The organism is Mesorhizobium sp. ES1-3 (assembly GCF_020164795.1).
GTDB lineage: Bacteria > Pseudomonadota > Alphaproteobacteria > Rhizobiales > Rhizobiaceae > Mesorhizobium.
The window spans coordinates 50,382-74,812 of record NZ_JAIUGW010000001.1 but is presented as its reverse complement, the minus strand read 5'-3'; the positions used below and the strand labels follow the sequence as shown (position 1 = coordinate 74,812).

Genomic DNA, 24,431 nt, shown 5'->3' with positions numbered 1-24,431 from the left:
TGACTATCCCAGCCTTGCCCGGGCCTTCGCCGTCCACGCATTGAACAGCCGGTCGGCGACGATGCCGATGAAAGCGATGGCCAGGCCCGCGACGATGCCGCGGCCGGAATCGGCCTTCGATAATGCGATGAACACTTCCTGGCCGAGATCGCGCGTGCCGACCATGGCGCAGATGATGATCATCGCCAGCGCCATCAGGATGGTCTGGTTCACGCCCAGCATGATCTCCGGCAGCGCCAGCGGCAGCTGCACCCGGAAAAAGGTCTGGCGCGGCGTGCACCCCGAAACCTTCGCCGCCTCGATCAGAGCCGGCGGCACCTGCCGGATGCCGTGATTGGTGTAGCGGATTGCCGGCACCACGGCGAAGGCGACCGTGGCGATCATCGCGGTGACATCGCCGACACGGAACAGCATCACCACCGGAATGATGAAGCAGAAGGATGGCAGCACCTGCAACGTGTCGATGATGGGCGTGACGATCTTTTCGAAACGGTCGCTGCGCGCCGCCGCAAGCCCGATCGGAATGCCGACCAGGCAGGCGATGAAGGCCGAGATACCGCAGAGATAGACCGTCGCCATGGTCTTTTCCCAAAGGCCTGTGATGGCACAGAAGGCGGTGAGTGCCGCGACAAGTGCGGCCAGCCGCAAACCTGACAGCTGGTAGCCGGCAAGGCCGAGCAAGAACACCGCGCCCAGCCACGGAAATCCCTCGCAAAAGGCGCGCACCGGATTGAGCACATTGAGGATCAACGCCACCCGAAACGCCTCGATGATGTCGAAGAAGTTGATCGTCACCCAGTTCACAGCCGCTTTCCACAGTGGCGCGGTGGTGAAGGTGATCGCCTTCGGCACGGCCGCGAAGGCCGGCACGAACAGGCCGAGCAGCGTCGTGACGACAAGGATGGCGATGGCCAGCGTCAGACTGGGGTAGCGCCGCCAGAAACGCGGGCTCGCCGACCGGTGGACATTTCCTGTTGCCTGCTTGTGGGCGATGGCCTGGCTCAGACGGTCGAGCGCGATGGCGAGCGCGACGATGGCAAGACCGGCCTCCATCGCCTCGCCAACCTTCAGCGCGCGCAGGGCGAGCAGCACGTCGTAGCCGAGCCCGCCAGCGCCGATCATCGAGGCGATGATCACCATGTTCAGCGCCAGCATGATAACCTGGTTGACGCCGACCATCAGCGTCGGCCGCGCCGACGGCAACAGCACGCGCCACAATTTCTGCCGCGCCGTGCAGCCGGCCATTTCGCTGAAGTCGTCGATCTCGGACGGCACCCGCGACAGGCCGAGCATCGTTGCCCGCACCATCGGCGGCGTGGCGAAGATGGCGGTGGCGATCATCGCCGAGACCGGGCTGTTGCCGAACAGCAGCAGCATCGGGATGAGATAGGCGAAGGTCGGGATCGTCTGCATCAGGTCGAGGGCGGGGGAGACGATGAACCGCTCCGCCCACGGCTTGCGCCACGCCCAGATGCCGAGGAATAGCCCGGTGACGATGCAGAACGGCACGGCGATCGAGATCAGCGCCAGCGTCAGCATGGCGCTGGTCCACTGGCCGAACAGCGCGATGTAGAGAAAGCAGCCGCCAACCAGCATGCCGAGTTTTCTGCCACCGGTCGCGTAGCCGGCAAGGAACGCCGCAGCGCAGACGCCAACCCAGGACAAGCGCGGCAACACGGAAGCGTCGGCGCCATGGCCGAACTTGAAATTCTTGGCCAAGAGATTGAGCGCGAAGTCGAGCGGCACGCCGAGCACCGCGGTGATCGAGCGGGTCAGCCAGGACAGGTTCGACTTGATCCAGCCCATCAGCGCGCTGACCCAGTCGGCGACGGGAACGACCGCCTCGACCGGATAGTTGACGGCCCATGGCAGTTTGTCGTGCAGCAGGAACACCACCAGCACGGCGGCAAGCGCGAGCACCCAGATCACCAGCCACCGCTGAATCGGCGGCCTTGCCTGGCTGGCGCTTGCCGTTACCGTCATGCGCCGGCTCGCTCGATGCCGGCCAGCAGATCGATCACCGCTTGCGGCGTCACTTCGCCGATCGGCTTGCCGGTGCCGTTGATCACCGCGAAAGGCTTGCCTGCGGCGACGATGCTGGCCGAGAAACTCGCTATCTTGGCCTCCGGCGCCACCGTGCCGCCATGCTCGGCGCCGTCGCAGGCACGCATCAGGCTGCGCGCCGAAATCACCTTGGCGCGGTCGACGTCGCGGGTGAACTCGGCGACATAGTCGGTCGCCGGATTGACCACGAGTTCCTCCGGCGTGCCGATCTGGATGACTTCTCCGTCCTTCATGATGGCGATGCGGTCGGCGAGCCTTATAGCCTCGTCGAAATCATGGGTGATGAAGACGATGGTCTTGTGCAGCATGGTCTGCAGCCGCATCAGCTCGTCCTGCATTTCGCGGCGGATCAATGGGTCCAGCGCCGAGAAGGGCTCGTCGAGAAACCAGATCTCGGGTTTCGTCGCCAGGCTGCGGGCGATACCGACACGCTGCTGCTGGCCGCCGGACAATTCGCGCGGATAGAAATGCTCGCGCCCGCGCAGGCCGACGAGTTCGATGACTTCGCGGGCGCGCGCCTCGCGTGTCGAACGATCCTGTCCCTGGATGCTGAGCGGGAAGGCGATGTTGTCGAGCACGTTGAGATGCGGCAGCAGGGCAAAGTTCTGGAACACCATGCCCATGCGGTGGCGCCTGAGTTCTATCAGCGCGGCATCGGAAATCTCGAGCAGATCCTTGCCTTCGAACTCGACCTTGCCATGTGTCGGTTCGACCAGCCGCGACATGCAGCGCACCAGCGTCGACTTGCCGGACCCCGACAGACCCATGATGATGAAAATCTCGCCCTGCCGGATCTCCAGATCGACGGCGCGCACCGCGCCGACTAGCCCCGCCGCGGCTATGTCGGTCGTGCTGGCCTTGCCGTTGCGCTCGCGGATGAAGTTGGCGGCGTTCGCCCCAAACAGTTTCCAGACATTATGGCAGGCAAGTTTTATCGGGCGGGGATCCTTTCCCGTCGCGTTTGATGCCTGTTCAATAGCTTCCGTCATTCAGTCGTCCTTCTGGAACACTAGGAATTGAGACCTAGCTGGTACCAGCCAGGTCTCCCTTTTCCAGTCGGAGCGATCACTGCGCCCAGGCTTTCCAGTCGGCCTCGTGGGCGGCGATCCAGGCGGCGGCGACGTCTTCCGGCGTCTTGCCGTCGAGGTCGATCTCGCCGCTCATCTTGTTCAACTCATCGGTATCGACCGTGTAGGCCTTGGCCACCTTGTAGGCGACCGGCCATTTGTCCTTCATGCCGTTCCAGGAGTATTTCCAGATCTCGCCATGCGGCTTGCCGCAGTCGTATTTGGCGTCCGGGTTCACGCCCCATTTCGGGTCGTTGTAGCATTCGGGCGTATATTCCGGGAATTGCACCCATTCGCCCTTGTATTTTGCGGGCGCCCAATGCGGCGAATAAATCCACAGCATGATCGGCGCCTTGCGCTGATAGGCGGAATCGAGTTCGGCGAACATCGCGGCATCGGTGCCGGCATGGATGACCGTGAAGGGCAGTTTCAGCGCCGCGACGCGTTCGTCGTCAAAACCTTCCCAGGTCACCGGGCCGCCGAGATAGCGCCCCTTCGGCGCCGTCTCGGCGGTCGAGAACGATGCCGCGCAGGTGGCGTCGAGCAGTGCATGCCAATCTGGCAAAGTCGGGCACTTTTCCTTCATATATTCGGGAAACCACCACTCTTCCTTTGCCTTCGGGCCGAGCTTGCCGAGCCGTTCGGTCTGGCCGGTGGCATCGGAGGCCTTCATGGCTTCGCCGGCCGTGGTGTCCCAGTACTCCAGGCCGACATCGAGGTCGCCATTGGTGAGGCCGGTGGTCAGGCTGGAGAGATAATCGGCGGTCGGGTATTCGACGGTGTAGCCGAGCTTTTCCAGGATGCCGCCGAGAATCTTGGCGTTGAGGTTGACGCTGGTCCAGTCGAACAGCGCGATTTTGATCGGGTCGTTGGATTCCGGTGCCGCTGCCTGCGCTGTTGGCGTCAGGACACTTGCCGCGGCAAATGCAAAAGCTCCCATTGAGAATTTCGAAATCACACTGCGAAGTGGCATTGCTTGGTTCTCCTTCAAGCTGTGACGGTTATCGGTCGTTCCCTTCTTGCGTCTTTTCTTGATTGTGTTGGAAAGGCTGGCTGTTGCGCAAGGCCGTTGTCGCCATGTCGCGGCCAAGGACGGCGCAGGCGTGATGATGCTCGATTTCGGTGATGACGGACGCTGCCGAGGCGGGCAGTCTCATGGCCGATCGATCGCCGCGATGGCGATCATCCGCGGATCAATTGCCAGTCCTGCGGCGCCCTGCAAGCTGCGAGCCATCAAGGTCCCATGATCCCAAGCATTCCGGCGGAATTGCTCTCGGCTATAGCCCCAGCAAGCCCCATCTCGCCAGCGCCGTTTCATAGGATGAAATTATATATACCAACGTTCATGCCGCGCAACGACTAACGCTATGTTCGCGGCGGAATTTCAGACTGCAAGCGAAGCCGGCCGACGCAGGCGGGACATGGCTGGCATGCCCTGTTTACCAGCAGACGTAGCCGCCATCGACGATCAGGTCGAGGCCGGTGACGAAGCTCGACGCGCGGCTGGCCAGGAACACTGTCGGCCCGACCATTTCCTCGGGCGCCGCCATGCGTCCCATCGGCGTGTCGCGTTTGAAGATCTTAACCTCTTCGGCCACCTCGGGGCGCTTGTTCATCGGCGTCAGCGTGTAGCCCGGGCTGACGACATTGACGCGCAGCCCGCGATCGGCCCACTCCATGGCGAGGCTCTTCGACATATGGATGACGGCGGCCTTCGAGGAATTGTAGTGCGCCTGCGTCAACCCGCGATTGACGATGGTGCCCGACATCGAGGCGATGTTGATGATCGAGCCCTTGCCCCGCGCCAGCATCTTGCGCGCTTCGGCCTGGCAGGACAGGAATACGCCCGCGACATTGACCTCGTGCACTTTCCGCCACTTTTCCAGCGGCAGTGTCTCGGCTGGTTCGGAGCCGGCAATGCCGGCATTGTTGACGGCGACCGTCAACGCACCGAGTTCGGCCTCTATGCGATCGATGGCCGCCGCGAGATCGCTATCCGAGGTCACGGTGCCGGTCAGCACCAGCGCCCGGCGGCCGAGTGCCGTGATCCGGTGAGCGGTTTCGTCCAACCCGCCCTTCGACGTATGGCCGAAACAGGCGACATCGGCGCCTGCCTCGGCCAGCCCGATCGCGATTGCCTGGCCAATGCCGCTGCCGGCACCGGTGACCAGCGCGACATCGCCGTCCAGTTTGAAAAGATCCATTGGTAGCCCTCCCTTGTTGAGAGAGGTTATGCGCGTTGCCGTACTTTGATCAATCTCAGAAGTCGCAAGCCTTTGGGCGCCGGTCACCGGACCAGGCCTTGAGCGGGTGCGGTCATTGATCGACTGCACGCCGGTCCAGAAGGGCAGGCACATATGTTCGGCGCCGGCAATGTCGAAGGCGTCGCGGCCGACCAGCCGTTGGGCGAGAACATCATTGATGATGGCGGCGGCCGCCGGCGTCGGCGGCGTTGCCTTGGTGCTGCGGATCGTCAGCGGCCGATCTCGAAGAAGGGCTTGCCCAGCATGCTTGGATCCACATCGATGCCGAGGCCCGGGCCGTCTGGAATGCCCATGCGGCTGCCGGTGACCGGCGGCGCATTCGACGCGGTGCGCACCGTGACCCATTCATGGAAGGCGATGGCGTGCAGCCGGCGCTCCTCTGGCGTCGACAGCGACAGATGCGCCATGGCTGATGTGTCGATCTCGGCGCCGCCGGTGTCTTCCACCGTGATCATGAAGCCGAGATCGACGGCGACGTCGCGGATCAGCCGCGTCTGCGTCACGCCGCCCAGCCGCGAGATCTTCAGCGTCAGCCCGTCGGCCGCGCCCCTGCGGTGGATTTCCAGCATCGCCTCAAGCGAGGTGACGGATTCGTCGAGCACCATCGGCTTGTCGAGCATGCGGCGCACCGACATGTTCTCGTCGATCGTCGTGCAGGGCTGCTCGAACGTATAGTCGATCGCCCGCGTCGCATCGGCGAACCGGCGCGCCTGGTACGGCGTCCAGCCGGCATTGGCGTCGCAGAAAATGACAGTGCCTTTCGTCACCGAGGCGGCGACCGCGGTGACGCGTTCGATATCGTCATTGACATTGCCGCCGACCTTGACCTGCAGCCGGTGAAAGCCGTCCTTGACGATGCGCCCGGCAAGTGCGGCCATTTGATCGACCGTGCCATGGGTGACGACCTTATAGAGTTCGGCCGTGTCGCTTTCCTTGCCGCCGAGCAGCATCACCAGCGGCACGCCGGCCGCGCGGGCGGCGAGATCCCAGCACGCCATGTCCAGCGCGGACTTGATGTAGGGGTGGCCCTTGAACACGGTGTCCATCAGCCTGCCGATGCCGGCAAGTCCACGCGGGTCCTGGCCGATGAGATGCGGCGCGATTTCCGGCACGCCGGCACGCGTGCCGGCCGGGAACGCGGCCGAGTAGAAATTGCCGAGCGGCGCCATCTCGCCCCAGCCGGTCACGCCGCTGTCCGAGGTGATGGCGACGATCACCGCGTCGAAGCAGTCGGCGACCCGCCCCTTGGACATGCGGTAGGGGCCGTCCACGAAGGGCTGCACGACGCGATAGGCTTTGATGGTTTCGATCTTCACTTTGCTTTCCGTTGTCCGCAGGGGTGTCAGTTCTTCGACGCGCGCTTTTCAAGGCTGCGCGCATAGGCGAGAAGCTCTTCGAAATCGAGGTCGATATGCTCGCGCGCATGGCGCTGGGCGGCGCGAATGTCCGAGCCCTTGAGCAGCGCCACATAGGTCTCGTGCAGGTCCTCTGCAGGCACCGGCTCGTTGCGGGCGCGCTGATGCAGGGCGAAATACATCTGCAGCCGGCTCGCCAGCCTTTGCCAGGTTTCCAGGAGCACCGAATTGTCGGCCCATTCATGGATCAGACCATGCAGTTGCAGCGCGGTTTCGATCTGCCTTGTGGTGTCGCGGTCGCGCGTCGCCTGCTTCACCGCCTCGTGGCGCCGGTCGAGTTCGTCGAAGAAACGCTGGTCGCGCTGCTTCCACATCCGCTCGATGGCGAACTCGTCCAGCACCTTGTTGAGCGAATAGGCGTCGTCGATGTCCTTGGCGGTGACATTGATGACGAAGGTGCCAGCATAGGGGACGCTCGTCAGGATGCCTTCCTGCGCCAGCTCGCGCATCGCTTCGCGCAGCGGCGCGCGGCTGACCCGCATCTGTTCGGAAATCCTGAGCTCGTTGAGCTTCTGGCCGGGCTCAAGCTGACCGGTCAGGATCGCGCGCCGCAGCAGTGCCACGATTTCGGCACGGCGTGTCGTGTCGGCAATCGGACCGAACTCCGTCTTCACCATCCGGCCCACTCCAGCGAGAACAGATGGCAAGACAATCAGATTGTCGACAATCTAACAAGAGGTCGTGGTCTGATTTCTCAGTTTCCGACGGCCGGCCGCGCAGACGTCGCCGCTCCGGTCGGCTTGCTCGTGAAAACGGCGCCCTCGGCCTGAGAAAAGGTCGAGGGCGCCGCGCGGAAACCGGGCCTGCGGGGGAGTCAGGTAGCCGGTTTCTGTGGGAGAGGCGAAATCGGCATTCCGGGGCCGATCTTCTGCAGATTGCCTGTGATCACTTGGTCGCCTTCGGCGACGCCGCTAAGGATGGCGACCATGTCGCCGCTGGTCGGCCCCAGCGAAACCAGCCGCTGGTCGACCGTATTGCCCTTGCCGACAACGTAGAGATATTTGCCGAGCTGGCTTGATCCCAGTGCGACCTGCGGCACCATCAGCGCATCGGGCTGTTGTTTGACGTGCAGCCGCACGCGAACATACTGGCCAGGCAAGAGCGTGAACTTGGCGTTGCCGATGGTGGCGCGTGCGGTGATCGTGCCGGTCGAGTGATCGATCGTGTTGTCGATAAAGGTGAGCTCGCCCTTCTGGTGGGCTTCGGTCTCACCCGGAAGCAGGACCTCGACCTCGATCGGGCCGGCAGCGCGCGCTTCCTCGATCTGCGCCAGATCCGTCTCGCTCGGATTGAAGGTGACGTAGATCGGATCGAGCTGGACCAGCGTGTTGAGCACGGTGCCGGCTACGCTGACCAGCGTTCCCGCGGAAGCCTGGTTGCGGCCCAGGCGTCCGGGGAACGGCGCGTGGATTTCAGCGTAGCTCAGATTGAGCTCGGCCGTGCGCTCGGCAGCCTGGTTGAGCGCCAGCGACGCCTGCGCCTCGCGCAAGGTGCTGGTGCGCTGGTCGAAGCTGTCCTTGTCCAGGTAACCGCTCTTGGCGAGCTCGGTACCGCGGCCGAGATTGGAACGCGCATAATCGAGCGTCGCCGTATCGCGCTGAACCTGTGCCTTCGCCTGGTCGAGCGCGGCCTGGAAATCGTCAGGCGAGATCTTGTAGAGCAGGTCGCCCTGCCGCACGTCGGCGCCGTCTTGCGCCGTCTGTTCCTGCAGGTAGCCGGGGACGCGCGCCTGCAGCGTGATGCTGCGGATCGGCTCGGTCCGCGCGGCATAGTCGAGATAGATCGGGATCGTCTTCTTGACCACGCTCGCCACCGGCACCGGCATGACGAACGCCGCTGGAGCGGGCGCCGCCCCGGCCGTGCCGGCATTCAGGCTGAGATTGCCCATGTCCAGCAGGTGGACGCTGGCCACCGAGATCGCACCCAGCGCGACTGCCGTTCCCAACGCGATTTTCCATTTACGCATAGTGAGTCTCCAATCTTATTCAGCCGCTTCCGCCAGGGGAGGGAAGGCGGGTTTGGCCGTTGGTTCAGTGTGTTGAGAGGCGGGCTCGTCGCCGCCGCGCCGTTCGCGCAGCTGCTCGATGACCGCGTAGAAGACCGGCACGAACACCAGCGACAGGATGGTCGCCGCGACCATGCCGCCGAACACGGTGGTGCCGATCGATTGACGGCTTGCGGCACCCGCGCCGGTGGCGATCATCAGTGGCACCACGCCGAGGATGAAGGCAAACGCGGTCATCAGGATCGGCCGTAGTCTCAGCCGCGCGGCCTCCATCGACGCCTCGATGATGCTGAGGCCTTCCTCGCGCCGCCGTCTTGCGAACTCGACGATCAGGATCGCGTTCTTGGCCGCCAGGCCGATCAGCATGACGAAGCCGATCTGCGAATAGACGTCGATCTGCATGCCGCGCGCCCAAAGTGCGGCGAACGCGCCGAACAGGGCGAGCGGCACCGCCAGCAGCACCATGAACGGCATCGCCCAGCTCTCGTACTGCGCTGCCAGGATCAGGAAGACGAAGACGATGGCCAGCGCAAAGACCACCGACGCGATCGATCCTGCCTTGAGCTCCTGGAAGGTGATGCCGGTCCATTCGAAGCCGAAATCCCTGGGCAGTGCTGTCGCCGCGGCCCGTTCCATGGCGGCGACTGCCTGGCCCGACGAATAACCGGGCGCAGCGCCGCCATTGATGGTGGCCGAGGCGTTGTTGTTGTAATGCGGCACGGTTTCCGGGCCGACGAACGGCACCAGCTTGCCCAGCGTGCTGAGCGGCACCATGCCGCCGGAAGCATTGCGCACATAAAGCCGTGAAATATCAGCCGCACCCGCACGTGAATCCTTGTCGGCCTGGATGGTCACCCGGAAGGTGCGGCCGAACAGGTTGAAGTCGTTCACGTAGAGCGAGCCGAGATAGATCTGCAGCGTGTTGAAGACGTCGGGCAGGTTGAGGCCGAGCAGCTTCGCCTTGGCGCGGTCGAGATCGTAGTTGAACTGCGGCGTCGAGGTCGAGAAAGGCGAGAACAGCTGCTGCGGATTGATTTCCGGCTGCTTGCGCGCCTCGGCGATCACCGCTTGCGTGGCATCGTTGAGGGCCGTGCTGCCGCGGCCGGTGAGGTCCTCGACGACGAATTCGAAGCCGCCCGTGGTGCCGATGCCAGGGATGGAGGGCGGATCGAACGAGAGCGCGAAGGCCTCCGGAATCTGCATCAGCTTGCCGCGCACGTCGGCGACGAGCTTGGAGGCACTCTGGTCGGGGCCACGCTCCTCCCACGGCTTGAGGATGGCGAACTCGACCGCCGAGTTCGACTGCGCTGCGCTGGTCAGGAAGTTCAGGCCGCTGATCGAACCGACGATGTCGACGCCGGGCGTGGCCTGCAGGATGTCGCGCGCCTTCTGTGCCACCGCATCGGTGCGCTCCAGCGAAGCGCCGTCGGGCAGCTGGATGACGACGAAGAAATAGCCCTGGTCCTCGACCGGGAGGAAGGTCGAGGGCAGCTTCTGCCAGACGAAGTAGGTGGCGACGAGGCCGGCCGCGAACAGGCCGAGCATGATCCAGCGCAGCCGGATAAGGATGCGCACGCCATTGGCGTAGGCATGCGACAGTCTGTCGAAGCCTGTGTTGAACCAACGGAACAGGAAGAATTGCGTCTCGCCGCGATGGCGCAGGAAGGCAGCACTGAGCGCCGGGCTGAGCGTCAGCGAGTTGAAGGCGGAGATGCCGACGGAAATCGCCACCGTCAGTGCGAACTGGTTATAGAGCTTGCCGGAGACGCCGGGAATGAAGGCAACCGGCACGAACACGGCCATCAGCACCGCCGTGGTCGCAATGATGGGGCCTGTCACCTCGGCCATGGCGGCTTTTGTCGCCGCCAGTGGTTTCAGTCCGGCCTCGAGCTGTCGCTCGACATTCTCGACCACGACGATGGCGTCGTCGACGACAAGGCCGATGGCCAGCACCATGCCGAGCAGCGAGAGCATGTTGAGCGAGAAACCCATCATCTCCATGATGACAAGTGTCGCCACCAGCGACACAGGAATGGCGATGGTCGGAATGATGGTCGTGCGCCAGCTCTGCAGGAAGATGAACACCACCGCCACGACGAGCACCAGGGCTTCGCCGAGCGTGATCAGCACGTCATGCATCGAGGCCGAGACGAAGCGCGTCGTGTCGTAGTGCATCGCATAGTCGACGCCCTTGGGGAAACGGGCCGACAGTTCCTGCATCTTGTCCTTGACGCGCTGCTGCAGATCGAGCGCGTTGGAACCGGGCATCTGATAGACGGCGAGCACCACGGTCGGGTCCTTGCCGAAGAAGGCCGACGACGAATATTGCAGGGCGCCGAGCTCGATACGAGCAACGTCGCGCAGCCGCACCAGCGAACCCGTATCGGTGTTGGCACGCACGACGATGTCGCCGAATTCCTTGGGGTCGCTCAACCGGCCGACGGCGTTGACCTGCATCTCGAAGGCGGTGCCGGCGGGCGCCGGCGATTGGCCGATCTTGCCGGCCGCCACCTGGACGTTTTGTTCGGCGATGGCGTTCTGGACGTCGACGGCGGTGATGCCGAGATTGGCGAGCTTGTCCGGGTCGAGCCAGACACGCATCGAATAGCGCCGTTCGCCGAAGATCTGCACGTCGCCGACACCAGGCAGCCGCTTCAGCGGATCCACCACCTGCAGATAGGCAAGGTTGGAGAGCGCCACCGGATCGACGGAATGGTCGGGCGAGGTCAGGTTGACGATCAGGACGAAATTCGGGTTCTGCTTCTTGATCGTCACGCCGCCCTGGTTGACGATCGCCGGCAGCGACGAGGCCGCCTGCGAGACGCGGTTCTGCACGTCGACGGCGGCGGTGCTCAGGGAATAGCCGACATCGAAGGTGATGGTGATGGTCGACGAGCCGTCATTGGAGCTCGTCGACGACATGTAGGTCATGCCTTGCACGCCGTTGATCTGCTGCTCCAGCGGCGTCGTCACCGTGTCTGCCACCACCTGCGCGCTGGCGCCCGGATAGTGGGCGCTGACCACGACCTGGGGCGGTGTGATGTCGGGAAACTGCGAAACGGGCAGCAGGAAATAACAAATCGTCCCGGCGAGCACCATGATGATGGCGATGGCCGAGGCGAAGATCGGACGATGGATGAAGAAGTTTACCACGACACGCACGCCTCTCCAGCCGCTCTTGCCCGCCCGAAGGCGCTGGCGACTCTGGACAATTGGCCGTGCCGGTCACGGGACCCTTCCCGTGAACGCAGCAACGGCACCTCGCGACGCTGCCCATCGGCGAGCGAGCGCAACATGTTCTCGAAGGCGCGGGGGTCGACCCCATCTGCTTTCATGACCAGCCGGATCATCGGATCCCGGACGGCCTCATCTATGGTAAGATCGCGGCGCTGTGGCATTGGCCGGCTCCTTGTCTGTCGATTCGCAGCCCATGCTCGCGAACCGTTTTTCATCTCTTCACCGGCCGAAGCCGCATGATTGGCAGTCTTTTCGTCCATCTCGATCTGGTAGGACCAGTTCACGACCTTGTTATTGACGACGGACGTTATAGGTGTTACCAGTAAGTAACATTCTGGAAGTTACAGACCGGTAACACCCTAGTCAAGAGGTGGCCGAGGGTTTTTTGGAAACGAAAGGAGATCATGATGACAGACGGCGTCGTGGAGCGCTCTCGTCCCCGGGATCGGATTCTGGAGACGGCGCGTGACATGTTCCACAAGCACGGCATCAAGGGCGTCGGCGTCGACGCCATCACCGAGGCTGCCGGCACGAACAAGATGACGCTCTATCGTCACTTCGAGTCCAAGGACGAACTGATCGTCGAATGCCTGCGCGCCAACGCGTTGAAAGCTGGCGCGATGTGGGAAACGTTCGAGGCCGAGCATCCGGGCGACAAGCTTGCCCAGCTTCACGCCTGGGTTCACAAGGCCGCCGCCATGCTCAACACCGACGGCCGCGGCTGCGACATGGCCAACGCCGCCGCCGAACTGACCGAACCCGATCATCCGGCAAGGCGCGTGATCAAGGAACTCAAGGAAGCCCAGCGCGAACGCCTGGTCGGGCTCTGCCGGGATGCCGGCATCGGCCAGGCCGAACTTCTCGCCGATACGCTGTCGCTGCTTTTTGAAGGCGCGCGCGTCAGCGTGCAGACCGTCGGTGCCGAGGGCCCCAGCACGCAGTTCGTGCGCATGGCGGAAGGGCTGATCGTTTCCTTCCGGGGCACTGCCGCCGGTTAAAGTTTTGCCGTGGCTGTCGGTGATTTTGCCGGTCGCATGACCGAGGTGATACCTGCTGCCCTGGCAGGCTGCGCAGCATTCCCGTTGACTGAACGAAAAAAGCCCGCTGCCGGGAGGAGGTGGCAGCGGGCTCGATTTCGAATGTGGTGCGGGAGGAGGTGCACCCCACTCAGCGTCGGCATCGCATCTGGGAGGAGTAGATGGCCGACAACCAGAAACTACGAATTGCCCAATGATTCGGCAACAATGAATTGTGCATAGCTGCTGTGCAGATTCGCCGTAACGCTGCGTGAATTCAGGAAGTGCGACCTCACTGCACCGGCACGTTTTCCCTGAAAATCAGTCGCGGCTCGATGAATTTGCGCGTGAGATAGGGCGCCGATGATGCGATCGAGCCGAGCAGTTGGATGACCGACTGCTCCGCGATCAGCCTGGCGTTCTGATCGATGACGACGTCGGCGAGGTCGTCGACAAGATAGCCGCGTGTTTCCCTTGTCAGGTCGTGGCAGATGAACACCGGCTTGCGGTTGGGCCTGGCTTCCCGGATTGCTTTGGCAATTCCGGAGCGCCCGGCGCCGACGCAATAGATGCCGAGCAGTTCCGGTTCGTTGTGCAGCGCCTTCATGGTCTCGGCATAGCTTGCGTCCGGCTCGTCGTTGATCTCGACGGCGCTGCTGACGGTGAGGTTGGGAAAGTCCTCGCCAAGCACGGAGCGGAAGCCCATTTCGCGCTCTTCATGGCCGCGATAGGAGCGCGAGCCGACGACCATCGCCAGCTGCCCCTCGCGGCCGCCGAGAAAGCGTCCCATCAAGAGTGCTGCCGTCCGTCCCGCCACGCGGTTGTCGATCCCGACATAGGCCGAGCGGGGTGCGGCCGGAATATCGGACACCAGCGTCACCAGGCGAATGCCGGCCTCGACCATGTCGCGCAGGATGTTGCGTGTCCTGGGGTGATCGACCGCGATGACGCCGACGCCGTTGGCGCGCAGCGACAGTCTTTCGGCCGCTGTCCGCAGCGCATTGGGCGAGATGCCGGCAAGATTGTGGATCCGGCAGGACGCCACAAGGGGCAGGCGCGAGGCGTAGTCCTCGATATGCTTTGCCAGGTCCTGCATGAAGGCGTTGCTGCCGATCGGCAGGAGGAATTCTAGGTTTGCGGGCTTCGAGGGAAGCGTCACCTGGTCGGCGACCGGCAGATAGCCGAGCTGCTTGGCGGCCTCCATGACGCGCTGCCTGTTGGCGGCGCTCGCACCGGGCCGATTGTTGAGCACCCTGTCGACCGTTGCGGTCGACAGCCCACAGTTCCTGGCAATGTCGGAAACGGTGGCCTTCATGCCGCGACCCTATGCGTCGATGCTCCTCAGTGCCCCGGCTTGCCGTCGGCGAGAGCGTCGCGGATGTCCTTGTCCGACATGCCGGTAATGATGCGCTCGACTTCCGTCACGGTCGTCGTCTTCGGATCGATGTCGTCGGCGACGACCTTGCCCCTGCGCATGACGACGATGCGGTCGACCACCTGGAAGACATGGTGGATGTTGTGCGCGATGAAGATGCAGGAGTGGCCGGAATCGCGGGCGTTGCGCACGAAGCTCAGCACGCCTTGTGTTTCGGCGACGCCGAGATTGTTGGTCGGCTCGTCGAGAATGATCAGGTCGCTGTCGAAATGCATGGCGCGCGCGATCGCGACCGCCTGGCGCTCGCCGCCGGAGAGCGAACCGATCGGCGTCGTCGGCGGGATGTTCTTGGAGATGCCTACTTGTTTGAGCAGATCGCGGGCGACCGTGTTCATGGCGTCCTGGTCCATGCGGTTGAGGAAACGCGGCGGCTTGATCGGCTCACGCCCCAGGAACAGGTTGCGCGCGATCGACAATTGCGTGACCAGGGCCGAGTCCTGGTAGATGGTCTCGATGCCGTGCGCGATGGCGTCGCTGGTGCTGCGCAGGATGACCTTCTTGCCGCGGATGAAGATATCGCCGCTGGTCAGCGGCACCGCGCCGGAGAGAACCTTGATCAGCGTCGATTTGCCGGCGCCATTGTCGCCCAGCAGGCCGACGATCTCGCGCTCGTTGACATGGAAATTGGCGTCCACCAGCGCCTGCACGCGCCCATAGGACTTGCGGATGTTCTGCATGCGGATCAGTGGCTCGGCCATGGTTCAAGTCCCCGCCTGGTGCCGGCGTTCCAGCCATGAATGCAACGCCATCATGCCAAGGATGATCGCGCCGATGAAGATGTTGTAGGCAAGGCCGGGCACGCCGATCAGCACGATGCCGTTGCGCATGACGCGCAGGATCAGGATGCCGAGCACCGTGCCGATGATGGTGCCGCGCCCGCCGGTCAGCGCCGTGCCGCCGATCACCACCATGGCGATCACCTCGAGTTCGTAGCCGGTGCCGCTGTTGGGGTTGGCGGCTGATGTGCGCAGCGAAGAGATGACGCCGGCAAGCGAGGCCATGAGCGACGAGAGGACGAACAGGCCGACCTTGACGCGGTTGACATTGACGCCGCGTGCGCGCGCCGCGTTGGGATTGCCGCCCGCCGCCTGGATCCAGTTGCCGGTCCGGCTTTGCGTCAAGACATAGCCGAGCGCGATCGCCGCGGCGATGAACCAGAACAGCGACATGTAGATGCGGAACGGGCCGATGAAGAAATCGCCGACCAGCGCCTTCGCCAGCCAGCTGCCTTCGGCGCTCCAGGTGCGCTGCGGAAACCCGTCTGTGATGAAAAGCGCACTGCCGCGCACCACCAGGAGCATGCCGAGCGTCACCAGGAAGGACGGGATCTTGAGCTGCGTGACGAACCAGCCATTGACCAGGCCGATAAAGGCGGCAACCACCAGCGCGACGACGAAGCCCATCTCCAGCGAGGTGACGCCGGCATTGAACAGCGTCCACATCAGCACCGGCGAGAAGCCGAACAGGGACCCGACGGAAAGGTCGAATTCGCCCGACGTCATCAACAGCGTCATCGCCAGCGCTATCAGGCCGAGCTCGACGGTGAAGGCCAGCGTGTTGGAGATGTTCTGCGGTGACAGGAAGTCGTGGTTGAAACCCCAGAAAACGGCGATCTCGACGATGAGCAGAACGAAGGGGCCGAATTCCGGCCGCGCGATCAGGCGTTGGGTGAGCGAATGATTTTCCACTGGGAACCCGCGACATGGTTGGAACGGGCAGCGACCTCCACCGTATCGGGTGGACATGGCCGCGGCACAGGAAGATATCTGGCGCCGTGCGAGATGCGCGGCGCCAGGGATCGCGGACTATTTGCCGGACAGGATCTTGTCGTAGACCGCCGCGGTGTCCTTCTCATAGAGCGCGCCGGTGATGACGTTGAAGCCCGGAGGAATGCCGCTGGCCGCCATGTTGGCGAGCGACAGCGCCACATAGCTGGTCGCCTGCGGGTCCTGCCACTGGCCGGCATTGACGTAGCCGTTCAGCACTTCCTGGGTGGTGTCGAGCGAGTTGCCCCAGCCGACGACCGGGATTTCGCCCGGCTTGACACCGACCTGGTCGAACACGCGCTTGATCGAACCGGTAACGAGGTCGCCCAGGCCGATGATGGCTTTGACCTTGCCCTTGTGGGCGGTGAGGTAGTCGACCATGCGGTTGATCACCTCGGCCTGGTCGAGCGTCGCTTCGGTCACTTCATAGGTGATGCCGAGCGGGCCGAAGACGCTCTTGATGCCCTCTTCTTCCTGCACGCCGTAGGTGGCGCCGGGGATCTCGACCGGCATCCAGACGAAGTCGCCCTTCTTCACCAGGCCCTTGTCGACCAGATACTGCGCCCAGTGCTTGCCGAAGGTGACGTTGTCGCCGCCGACATAGGCGTTGAAATTGGCCTTGGGATCGGGCGTGTTGAAGTTGATGATCGGGACGTTGGCCGCGCGCGCTTCCTTGACGATCTCGACCAGGCTGCCCGGATCGGGGCTGGTGGTGACGATGCCGTCGGCCTTGGCCGAGAGGGCGGCGCGCACCGCTTCCTGCTGCGAGGCGACGTCGCCATTGTGGAACGAGGTGTTGACGGTGTTGCCGGTGTCCTTGGCCCATTGCTTGGCGCCGGCGAGGAAGTAGGTCCAGACCGGGTCTGCCGGTCCGCCATGTGAAATCCAGTAGAACGTCTTGGCCTGCGCGGCTGCCGGAATGACCGTCAGCGCGATCAGCAGGCCGTAGAGCACAAGTCTCAATCTCGTCAGCATTTGATTTCCTCCCGGTTGAAGATGATCCGTCCGTTGTTCCGGCTTCAGCCGGATTGCGTCTTTTGCCAGCGCCGCTCGGATGCCTAAGAGCATTCCCTTTTTCGGCGGATGGCAAGCCTCCATCTGCAAGTCGTAATTGGCGCCTGACGCGGCGCCATCAACGACCCCATCAGATCGCATCAGTTGGGATGATTTTTTCCGGGCAGTCGGATGATCGTCGCCGAGGCTCAGCCGAGGCGACTGTCCCGATCATGTTTGGGCGGTCACTTGGGGCGAAGTCCCCGAAGAACCGCTTAGAGCAGGCCGGCCCTGGCGAGGTCGCGCATCAAATGGCTGGCGCCGTAGGTCCAGTGCGGGCAATCGGGCGATAGCCGCACGCGGTTGACCAGCGCGCCGAATTTTTCCGACGAGATGGTGACGATGTCGCCGACCTTGTGCGCAAAACCCTTGCCCTTTTCGCCGCGATCCTTCGACGGCACGAACATCGTGCCGAGATAGAGCGCCAGTCCGTCAGGATACTGGTGGTGCGGCCCCATGGCCGCGGCAACCAGCTCTTCCGGCGAGCGGCTGATCTCGGCCATCGAGCTTGCCCCCTCCAGCGAGAATCCATCGTCTCCCTCGACCTTCAGGCGCACTACGGCCTGCTTCACGTCGGCGATGGAGAACGTGTCGTCGAACAACCGGATGAAGGGGCCAAGGGAGGCCGAGGCGTTGTTGTCCTTGGCCTTGCCGAGCAGCAGCGCCGAGCGCCCTTCGACGTCGCGCAGATTGACGTCGTTGCCGATTGTGGCGCCGACGATCCTGCCGCTCGATGCGGCGATCATGGCGATCTCCGGCTCCGGATTGTTCCAGGTCGACACCGGATGGAGGCCGACGTCGGCGCCGAAGCCGACCGAGGCCATCGGTTGGCACTTGGTGAAGATCTCGGCATCCGGGCCGATGCCGACTTCCAGATATTGCGACCAGGCGCCGCGCGAAATCAACTTGGCCTTGATCTCCATCGCCTCGGGCGAACCGGGCTTGAGCTTCGAAAGGTCATGGCCGATCAGACCGGCAATGTCGGCGCGGATGGCGTCGGCCTTTTCCGCCGAGCCGCGCGCCTGTTCCTCGATCACCCGTTCGAGCAGGCTGACCACGAAGGTGACGCCGGATGCCTTGATCGCCTGCAGGTCGACCGGAGACAGCAGAAAGGGTTTTGCCGGATCACGCGTGGCTTCGAAACTGTTGGCCGCGATGTCATCGAGCTGGCCGATCGGCGTGCCCTTGGCCGAGCCCACATGGCCGGCCGGATCGGCCAACTCGCAGACGTCACGCACGGTAGGCGCCGCGCTCGACGTGATGTCGAAGACAGTGCCGTCACGCACCGTGACCACCATGGGATGCGAGGCGGCCGGCAATCGGGCGCGGCCGAGAAAGACACCGTCACCGGGGAGGTTAGTCATGTTCGTCATCGTTCTCTCGTTGTTGGGCGTGACAATCCGGACTGTGAAATTCCGACGGCCTCTCTTCAAGTCAATTCGTGCCGAACGCTACACGCTTCTCCGGCAATCAAAGCTCATGCCAGCGTAGTCGCATCCGCGAAGCCATCGATTCCCTCGGCTCGAGTGTCCTCAGGCCGCCGATGTGATGAGCATCCACCGTATGCGAGACAGGTTCGAAACAGAAGAAATCGGCGTCTCGCGCCGGCGAGTAGAGAATGAAGACGCCGAGAGGCGGCGGCGCTTCGATCGAGACGACTATGGCATCATCGGGTTGGACGATCGAGGCGCGTCCATTCCATCCCTCAAACGCATTGTTTACCCAGGTATCGGGAAGCGGCGCACGTTTCGAGAAATCCCAGTTGGGGTGGTCGATGAGCGGCACCATCCTGGTCGGCAGGTGGCGTTCATCCTCGAGCCAGACGCTCTTGGCCGATGCCTGGAGCGATGTGCGCGCGTTGCGCGGAAACCATGGATGGAAGCCAATGCCATAAGGCAGCCGGATCGCGGCCCGGTTCTCAATGGTCAAAGCAACGCTCAACACGCCGTTCTCCAGTGCGTAGAGCACGCTCGCATGATAGCGATAGGGTCCGATCGCCCCATCGCTCAGAACGAACTCCGCCTCGGTCCCCGTCCGCTGCGTCAGACGCCAAGGCTTTTGAAAGGCGTCGCCATGAAGCGGGAACGGCTCGCCCTCGACGTTGGGTTCTATCGCATGGAAACGCTCGTCGAATTCGAAGCCGCCGCCGGAAATCCGGTTCGACCACGGCGCCAGCAACTGGGAGCCGAATTTCATCAATCCTTCCGACGGCTTTATCACAGGTGTGAACGCGCCGTGGGAGCGAAGCGCATCGTAGCGCAGGATCGCCGCGCCCTGGCGAGGGCTGACAACCACCCTGGCGCGTTCGTCGGCAAGTTCGATGGTGTCGATGTTCGTCATCGACGGAACGCTACCAGCCACCGTCGACGTGGATGTCCTGACCGCTGATCATGTCTGCGGCAGGCGAAACAAGAAACAGCACGAGATCGGCGACGTGATGCGGTTCGATGCGGCGCTTCAGGCTCTGGTTGGCCACGATCCAATCACTGTATTCCTTGAGCCGCTCGCCGAACACCCGTTCTTCTGCTTCGGAAACGACGGCACCCGGCGACACTGCGTTTACGGTGATGCCATGCGGCCCCAGTTCCCGTGCCAGCGATTTCGTGAGGCCCAGCATCGCACCCTTCGATGCGACATAAGGTACGTAGCCATCCCACCGGCCATTAAGTGTGATCGAGCAGAAGTTCACGATCTTGCCATACGCCTTCGCCTTCATGCCCGGCGCGCAGGCGCGCACAAGCGCAAAGGCGGCCGAGGAATTGACCCTGATCTGATCCTCGTATTCTGACAGCGAGAATTCCTCGAACGGCCGGTTGATGATCAGGGCCGCATTGTTGATCAGGATATCGATCCCCCCTTCCTTTGCCGCCAAAGCCGCGACAACCTCTTCCGCCCCGGCAAGCTTGTTGAGATCGCAGCCGACGAAGGCAATGTCGCCTTCGGCCTGCCCGGCGAGCGTCGCCGCGGTCTCCGGCCCGTCTTCGATATCGGGCCGGTCGAGCACCAGCACACGCGCACCGGCCCGCGCCAGCGTGACGGCCTGGGCCTGGCCGAGGGAGCCAAGGCCGCCGGTCAGAAGCACGACCCGATCGGCAAGAACCTTCATTGCCGCCACTCCTTACAAAACGCCGTGGACTTCATCGATCGAGGTATCCTCGATCCGTTTGTCCAGCACGACCTCGCCGCGCGCCATCGCCACCACGCGGTCGCAGCATTCGAACACATGATGCATGTTGTGGCTGATGAAGACGCCGGTGACGCCCTGTTCCTTCAGGCTGCGTACGAACCCGATCACCTTCTTCGTCTCCTTGACCGAGAGATGGTTGGTCGGCTCGTCGAGGATCATCACCTTCGACTTGAAATGCATGGCACGCGCGATGGCGACGCCTTGCCGTTGTCCGCCGGAAAGTTCGCCGACAAGCGCGTCGGGCGAGCGCAGATGCAGGTCGACATTGGCGATGGCGTGGATGCTTTCGCTTGCCATCTTCTTCTGGTCGAGCAGGCCAACGCCAAGGATCGAGAACCGGATCGGTTCGCGTCCGATGAACAGGTTCCTGGCGATCGACATGGTCGGAACCATGGAATTGTACTGGTATATCGTCTCGATACCGAGATCCATCGCATCGCGCGGCTTGGTGATGCTGACTGGCCTGCCTTCGACCTGGATCTCGCCCTGATCCGCCGTGTGGACCCCGGAGAGGATGTTGATGAGGGTGGATTTGCCGGCGCCATTGTCGCCGACCAGTCCAAGAGCCTCGCCACGTGTGAAGTCGAGCGTCACGCCCTTCAGCGCATGGACGCCGGAATACCATTTGTGGAGGTTGCGGACCGAGATGATCGCGTCGGTCATCGTTCAGCCCTCCATCTTGATGGCCTTGGCGCGCTTGCGCATCCAGGCATTGGCGACGACGGCGAATATGGTCAGGAAGCCGATGGCGAACTTGAACCAGTTGGCATCGACATGGCTGAGCACGAGGCCATTGTCGATGACCCGGATGAGCGTGGTGCCGATGATGCCGCCCATGACGGTGCCGATGCCGCCGGCGAGCGAAGCACCGCCGATGACGGCGGAGGCCACCGCCTGAAGCTCCATTCCCTCGCCGATCGAGGGCAGGGGCGAGCCCAGCCGCAGCACCTGCAGCATGCCGGCAAAGCCGGCGAGCATCGAACAGAGCATGAAGCAGGCGAGCTTGACCCTGGCGGTCGGGATACCCATCGAAGCGGCCGCGGGCAGGAAGCCGCCTGTGGCCTTGATCCAGTTGCCGAAATTGGTGTGCGACAGCATCAACGAGGTCAAAAGGGCAATGCCGGCAAACCAGACGAACGACATGCGGAACATGTTGCCCGGGCCAACGAAGGAGGTGAACAGCCATGTCGGCAGGTCCGCGGGCAGCAGCGGCGGGAAGCCGCCCGAGACGACAACGGTGAGCGAGCGCGCCATGAACAGCATGCCGAGCGTGGTGATGAAGCTCGGTATGGCAAAGCGGATGGTGACGTAGCCGTTGATGAAGCCGATCGCCGCCGAGACGAGCAGCCCGGCAAGCAGCGCCAGCGGGAACGGCCAACCATGCACCATCAGGACCGCCATCGTCATCGGCATCAGCGCGAAGACCGAGCCGACGGACAGGTCGAACTCGCCGCTGATCATCAGGATGGTAACGCCGATGGCGACGAGGCCGGCCTCCGGCAGGATGCCGAGGATGCCGCGCAGGTTATCCTGGTTGAGGAACACGCCTTGCGAGCGGATCTGGAACAGGACGATGAGCAGCACCAGCAGGATGAGGCCCGCCAGTTCCGGTTTTTCGAGATAGGTCTTGAACAGGCGCTTCAACTTGGGCTCCGGCATTTTGGGATTTCAGCTGATCGGCGGCGGCGGGCGCCGCCGATCCAACGGTTCGAAGCTGGAGCTCAGCGCAGACCCTGAGCGGAGAGCGCCATGATCCCATCGGCCTCCTTTGGCCGCACGATGCCCTGACCGGTGTCGATGTCCGATGGGGCAAGACCGATCTTCTTGTTGAGATAAGCCTCCATCACCGGCATGAAGCCCTGCATGTAAGGCTGCTGGTCGACCAGCGCCTGAACATAGCCTTTCTGCATCTGCTGCAGCACCTCGGGCACCAGGTCGAAGCCGCCGAGCAAGACCTTGCCCGGCGCCACGCCGCGATCGGCCAGCACGCGTGCGACGCCGGCACACCAGAAGCCGGTGTCGAAATAGGCTGTCGTGTCGGGATGGGCGTTGAGATAGGCGCCGACACGGTCGGAGGTAATGGCGAGGTCGGTGCCGCTGTCGATGCGCTCCCACGACACCTGGCGGTCTGAATGGGCGGCCTTGTATTCCTCGAGGAATTGCATCACGCCGGCGCCACGGCTTTCCGACCAGTTCTGGCCGGGAGCGGAAATGCCGACCAGCACCTTGATCGGGCCGTCCTTCGGGAAGCTCTCGGAAATGGCCTTGGCGAGCGAATAGCCGGCGGGCTTGAAGCCTTGGCCGACGAAGGCCTGCCGGGCATTGCCCTTGGCGCCTTCGGTGTCGTCGACATTGACGGCGATCACCAGCACGCCGGCATCGCGCGCCTCCTTGATGACGTCGTCGAAGGCATGGTCGTCGACGATGGAGGTCAAAAGCGCGTCGGGCTTGGCGGCGAGCGCGGCGCGCATGTTGGCGACCTGCTGCTCGACCGAGCCCTCGGTCTGGGTGAAGACCATGTTGCAGGTCGCCTCGACCTTGGCGCAAGCGTCGTCATAGCCTTTCTTGACGGCCTGCCAGAAGGTGTTCGATGCGGACGAATGATGCGTGAAGACGATGTTGAGCCCGTCCGCGCGGGCGGATTGCGCGCCGACAAGAGCGGCGCCAAGCAGAAGCATTGCGGTCAGTTTTTTCATTTCTATTCCTCCCTTTGGATTTCTCAGATGTCCGCCTTGTCGGTGACGCGGCGATGGACGGTGTAGACGCGACTGAGGTCCGGATTAAGCGCCAGCCCCAGCCCCGGTCCCGGCGGCACGGTGATCATGCCGTCCTTGACCTCCGGCAGCGCGGTCACCAGGTCGCGGTACCAGGTGCGGTAGAAGGCGCGCACGCTCTCTTGGACGAGCGCGTTGGGGGCGTTGAGCGACAGGTGAGTCGAAGCGGTGAGCACGACGGGACCGGTGCAGTCATGCGGCGCCACCGGCAGCCGCCAAGCCTCGGCCATCGAGGCGATCTTGCGGGCCTCGGACAGCCCGCCGCACCACGAAATATCGAGCATGACGATGCCGGCAGCTCCGGTTTCCAGCAAATCGCGGAAGGCCCAGCGGCTGCCAAGCGTCTCGGACGCCGAGATGGGCGCGGGACTGGCCGCCTCGTAGCGCTTGAGGTCGCCGAGGCTGTCCATGCGGATGGGATCTTCGTGCCAGTAGGTGCCGAAGGGCGTCAGCGCACGAGCTATCTTCATGGCGGGCAGGAGCTGCCACATCGAATGGAACTCGACCATGATGTCGATCTTGTCGCCGACGGCGTTGCGTATCTTTTCAAAAGGTTCGAGCGCGGCCTTGAGGTCTGTCGCCGAAATGTCGTTGCCGCGGGTCTTTTCGGCCGCGTGGTCGAACGGCCAGATCTTCATGGCGGTGATGCCGTCCTCGAGCAGCTCCCGCGCCAGTTCGCCGGCGCGCGTGAGGAAACCGTTGAGATCATCATAGTCCCGCCTGGCGCCGATGCCGTAATTGGCGGTTGTCTGGCCCTTCGCGTCCTTTATGTATTCGGTGCCGGCGCAGGTGTTGTAGGTACGGATCGACTGGCGGCTGAAGCCGCCGAGCAGTTGCGCGACCGGCTGGCCGGTGGCCTTGCCAAAAATGTCCCACAGCGCGATGTCGAAAGCGGAGTTGCCACGCACCTCGGCGCCGCTGGAGCGGAACCCGAGATAGCCGACCAGGTCGGCGGCCAGGAGATCGATCTGCAGCGGATCGCGGCCTATGACGCGCGGCGCGACATATTCGTGCAGGTATTCCTCGACGGTGCGCGACAGGAAGAAGGTCTCGCCGAGTCCGTTGATGCCTTCGTCGGTATGGACCTCGACCCAGAGCAGGTTGGGCCGTTCCTCGATGCGGATGGTTTCGATTGCAGCGATCTTCAT

20 protein-coding genes are annotated in these 24,431 nt (G+C 63.4%); 1 reads left to right on the top strand and 19 read right to left on the bottom strand.

Annotated features, from left to right (window positions below; translation table 11 throughout):
- Positions 1-3 precede the first annotated feature (3 nt).
- The 8 genes from LB536_RS00385 to LB536_RS00350 all read right to left on the bottom strand — a co-directional run bounded on the left by LB536_RS00385 (position 4) and on the right by LB536_RS00350 (position 11,968).
- Positions 4-1,983 (bottom strand): ABC transporter permease, encoded by a 1,980-nt coding sequence (locus tag LB536_RS00385; protein WP_224589683.1) that lies wholly within the window; start codon positions 1,981-1,983, stop codon positions 4-6.
- Positions 1,980-3,053, bottom strand: coding sequence for a glycine betaine/L-proline ABC transporter ATP-binding protein (locus tag LB536_RS00380; protein WP_224589682.1), 1,074 nt, complete (start codon positions 3,051-3,053; stop codon positions 1,980-1,982). The genes LB536_RS00385 and LB536_RS00380 overlap by 4 nt, the downstream gene beginning before the upstream one ends.
- Positions 3,054-3,129: 76 nt before the next feature.
- Entirely contained in the window at positions 3,130-4,104 is a 975-nt protein-coding gene (locus tag LB536_RS00375) for an ABC transporter substrate-binding protein (RefSeq protein WP_224589681.1), read from the bottom strand.
- A 466-nt stretch (positions 4,105-4,570) separates the two neighbouring features.
- On the bottom strand, positions 4,571-5,335 hold the full coding sequence (locus LB536_RS00370) for an SDR family oxidoreductase (RefSeq protein ID WP_140811755.1): 765 nt from the start codon (positions 5,333-5,335) through the stop codon (positions 4,571-4,573).
- A 269-nt stretch (positions 5,336-5,604) separates the two neighbouring features.
- Positions 5,605-6,711, bottom strand: coding sequence for a mandelate racemase/muconate lactonizing enzyme family protein (locus LB536_RS00365; RefSeq protein ID WP_224589680.1), 1,107 nt, complete (start codon positions 6,709-6,711; stop codon positions 5,605-5,607).
- A gap of 26 nt (positions 6,712-6,737) precedes the next feature.
- Positions 6,738-7,427: a GntR family transcriptional regulator gene (locus LB536_RS00360; RefSeq protein WP_140757626.1), complete on the bottom strand. Its 690-nt coding sequence runs from the start codon at positions 7,425-7,427 to the stop codon at positions 6,738-6,740.
- Between the two features lie 197 nt (positions 7,428-7,624).
- Positions 7,625-8,776 (bottom strand): efflux RND transporter periplasmic adaptor subunit, encoded by a 1,152-nt coding sequence (locus LB536_RS00355; protein WP_140757625.1) that lies wholly within the window; start codon positions 8,774-8,776, stop codon positions 7,625-7,627.
- A 15-nt stretch (positions 8,777-8,791) separates the two neighbouring features.
- Complete coding sequence (locus LB536_RS00350; protein ID WP_224590065.1) at positions 8,792-11,968, bottom strand: efflux RND transporter permease subunit; 3,177 nt, start codon at positions 11,966-11,968, stop codon at positions 8,792-8,794.
- Positions 11,969-12,459: 491 nt separating this feature from the next.
- Between LB536_RS00350 and LB536_RS00345 the strand changes: the two genes are divergently transcribed.
- A complete protein-coding gene (locus tag LB536_RS00345) occupies positions 12,460-13,050 on the top strand; it encodes a TetR/AcrR family transcriptional regulator (protein ID WP_224589679.1) in 591 nt (196 codons plus the stop codon).
- A gap of 310 nt (positions 13,051-13,360) precedes the next feature.
- On the opposite strand, the gene LB536_RS00340 is transcribed toward LB536_RS00345, so the two are convergent.
- The 11 genes from LB536_RS00340 to LB536_RS00290 all read right to left on the bottom strand — a co-directional run bounded on the left by LB536_RS00340 (position 13,361) and on the right by LB536_RS00290 (position 24,431).
- On the bottom strand, positions 13,361-14,383 hold the full coding sequence (locus tag LB536_RS00340; protein ID WP_224589678.1) for a LacI family DNA-binding transcriptional regulator: 1,023 nt from the start codon (positions 14,381-14,383) through the stop codon (positions 13,361-13,363).
- A gap of 26 nt (positions 14,384-14,409) precedes the next feature.
- Positions 14,410-15,201: an ATP-binding cassette domain-containing protein gene (locus LB536_RS00335; protein WP_140759885.1), complete on the bottom strand. Its 792-nt coding sequence runs from the start codon at positions 15,199-15,201 to the stop codon at positions 14,410-14,412.
- Between the two features lie 3 nt (positions 15,202-15,204).
- Entirely contained in the window at positions 15,205-16,191 is a 987-nt protein-coding gene (locus LB536_RS00330; protein ID WP_140811731.1) for an ABC transporter permease, read from the bottom strand.
- 117 nt (positions 16,192-16,308) lie between these two features.
- Positions 16,309-17,244, bottom strand: coding sequence for a substrate-binding domain-containing protein (locus LB536_RS00325; RefSeq protein WP_023794606.1), 936 nt, complete (start codon positions 17,242-17,244; stop codon positions 16,309-16,311).
- A 293-nt stretch (positions 17,245-17,537) separates the two neighbouring features.
- Positions 17,538-18,695 carry a fumarylacetoacetate hydrolase family protein gene (locus LB536_RS00320; RefSeq protein ID WP_224589677.1) on the bottom strand — a complete coding sequence of 386 codons (1,158 nt, stop codon included), beginning with the start codon at positions 18,693-18,695 and terminating at the stop codon, positions 17,538-17,540.
- Positions 18,696-18,792: 97 nt separating this feature from the next.
- Positions 18,793-19,662 (bottom strand): aldose 1-epimerase, encoded by an 870-nt coding sequence (locus tag LB536_RS00315; protein WP_224589676.1) that lies wholly within the window; start codon positions 19,660-19,662, stop codon positions 18,793-18,795.
- A 10-nt stretch (positions 19,663-19,672) separates the two neighbouring features.
- Entirely contained in the window at positions 19,673-20,428 is a 756-nt protein-coding gene (locus LB536_RS00310; RefSeq protein ID WP_224589675.1) for an SDR family oxidoreductase, read from the bottom strand.
- 12 nt (positions 20,429-20,440) lie between these two features.
- Positions 20,441-21,172 (bottom strand): ATP-binding cassette domain-containing protein, encoded by a 732-nt coding sequence (locus LB536_RS00305; protein ID WP_224589674.1) that lies wholly within the window; start codon positions 21,170-21,172, stop codon positions 20,441-20,443.
- A 3-nt stretch (positions 21,173-21,175) separates the two neighbouring features.
- Entirely contained in the window at positions 21,176-22,153 is a 978-nt protein-coding gene (locus LB536_RS00300; protein WP_140760060.1) for an ABC transporter permease, read from the bottom strand.
- 77 nt (positions 22,154-22,230) lie between these two features.
- Positions 22,231-23,205, bottom strand: a complete 975-nt coding sequence (locus LB536_RS00295) for a sugar ABC transporter substrate-binding protein (RefSeq protein ID WP_224589673.1) — start codon at positions 23,203-23,205, stop codon at positions 22,231-22,233.
- A 23-nt stretch (positions 23,206-23,228) separates the two neighbouring features.
- A complete protein-coding gene (locus LB536_RS00290) occupies positions 23,229-24,431 on the bottom strand; it encodes a mandelate racemase/muconate lactonizing enzyme family protein (protein ID WP_224589672.1) in 1,203 nt (400 codons plus the stop codon).

Excerpts from the sequence above, each read along its gene's own strand:
- LB536_RS00340 (WP_224589678.1), bottom strand. The coding sequence starts at position 14,383 with ATGAAGGCCACCGTTTCCGACATTGCCAGGAACTGTGGGCTGTCGACC.
- LB536_RS00310 (WP_224589675.1), bottom strand. The coding sequence starts at position 20,428 with ATGAAGGTTCTTGCCGATCGGGTCGTGCTTCTGACCGGCGGCCTTGGC.
- LB536_RS00380 (WP_224589682.1), bottom strand. The coding sequence starts at position 3,053 with ATGACGGAAGCTATTGAACAGGCATCAAACGCGACGGGAAAGGATCCC.
- LB536_RS00360 (WP_140757626.1), bottom strand. The coding sequence starts at position 7,427 with ATGGTGAAGACGGAGTTCGGTCCGATTGCCGACACGACACGCCGTGCC.
- LB536_RS00290 (WP_224589672.1), bottom strand. The coding sequence starts at position 24,431 with ATGAAGATCGCTGCAATCGAAACCATCCGCATCGAGGAACGGCCCAAC.
- LB536_RS00295 (WP_224589673.1), bottom strand. The coding sequence starts at position 23,205 with ATGAAAAAACTGACCGCAATGCTTCTGCTTGGCGCCGCTCTTGTCGGC.
- LB536_RS00335 (WP_140759885.1), bottom strand. The coding sequence starts at position 15,201 with ATGGCCGAGCCACTGATCCGCATGCAGAACATCCGCAAGTCCTATGGG.
- LB536_RS00315 (WP_224589676.1), bottom strand. The coding sequence starts at position 19,662 with ATGACGAACATCGACACCATCGAACTTGCCGACGAACGCGCCAGGGTG.
- LB536_RS00355 (WP_140757625.1), bottom strand. The coding sequence starts at position 8,776 with ATGCGTAAATGGAAAATCGCGTTGGGAACGGCAGTCGCGCTGGGTGCG.
- LB536_RS00305 (WP_224589674.1), bottom strand. The coding sequence starts at position 21,172 with ATGACCGACGCGATCATCTCGGTCCGCAACCTCCACAAATGGTATTCC.
- LB536_RS00375 (WP_224589681.1), bottom strand. The coding sequence starts at position 4,104 with ATGCCACTTCGCAGTGTGATTTCGAAATTCTCAATGGGAGCTTTTGCA.
- LB536_RS00385 (WP_224589683.1), bottom strand. The coding sequence starts at position 1,983 with ATGACGGTAACGGCAAGCGCCAGCCAGGCAAGGCCGCCGATTCAGCGG.
- LB536_RS00370 (WP_140811755.1), bottom strand. The coding sequence starts at position 5,335 with ATGGATCTTTTCAAACTGGACGGCGATGTCGCGCTGGTCACCGGTGCC.
- LB536_RS00325 (WP_023794606.1), bottom strand. The coding sequence starts at position 17,244 with ATGCTGACGAGATTGAGACTTGTGCTCTACGGCCTGCTGATCGCGCTG.
- LB536_RS00320 (WP_224589677.1), bottom strand. The coding sequence starts at position 18,695 with ATGACGAACATGACTAACCTCCCCGGTGACGGTGTCTTTCTCGGCCGC.
- LB536_RS00345 (WP_224589679.1), top strand. The coding sequence starts at position 12,460 with ATGACAGACGGCGTCGTGGAGCGCTCTCGTCCCCGGGATCGGATTCTG.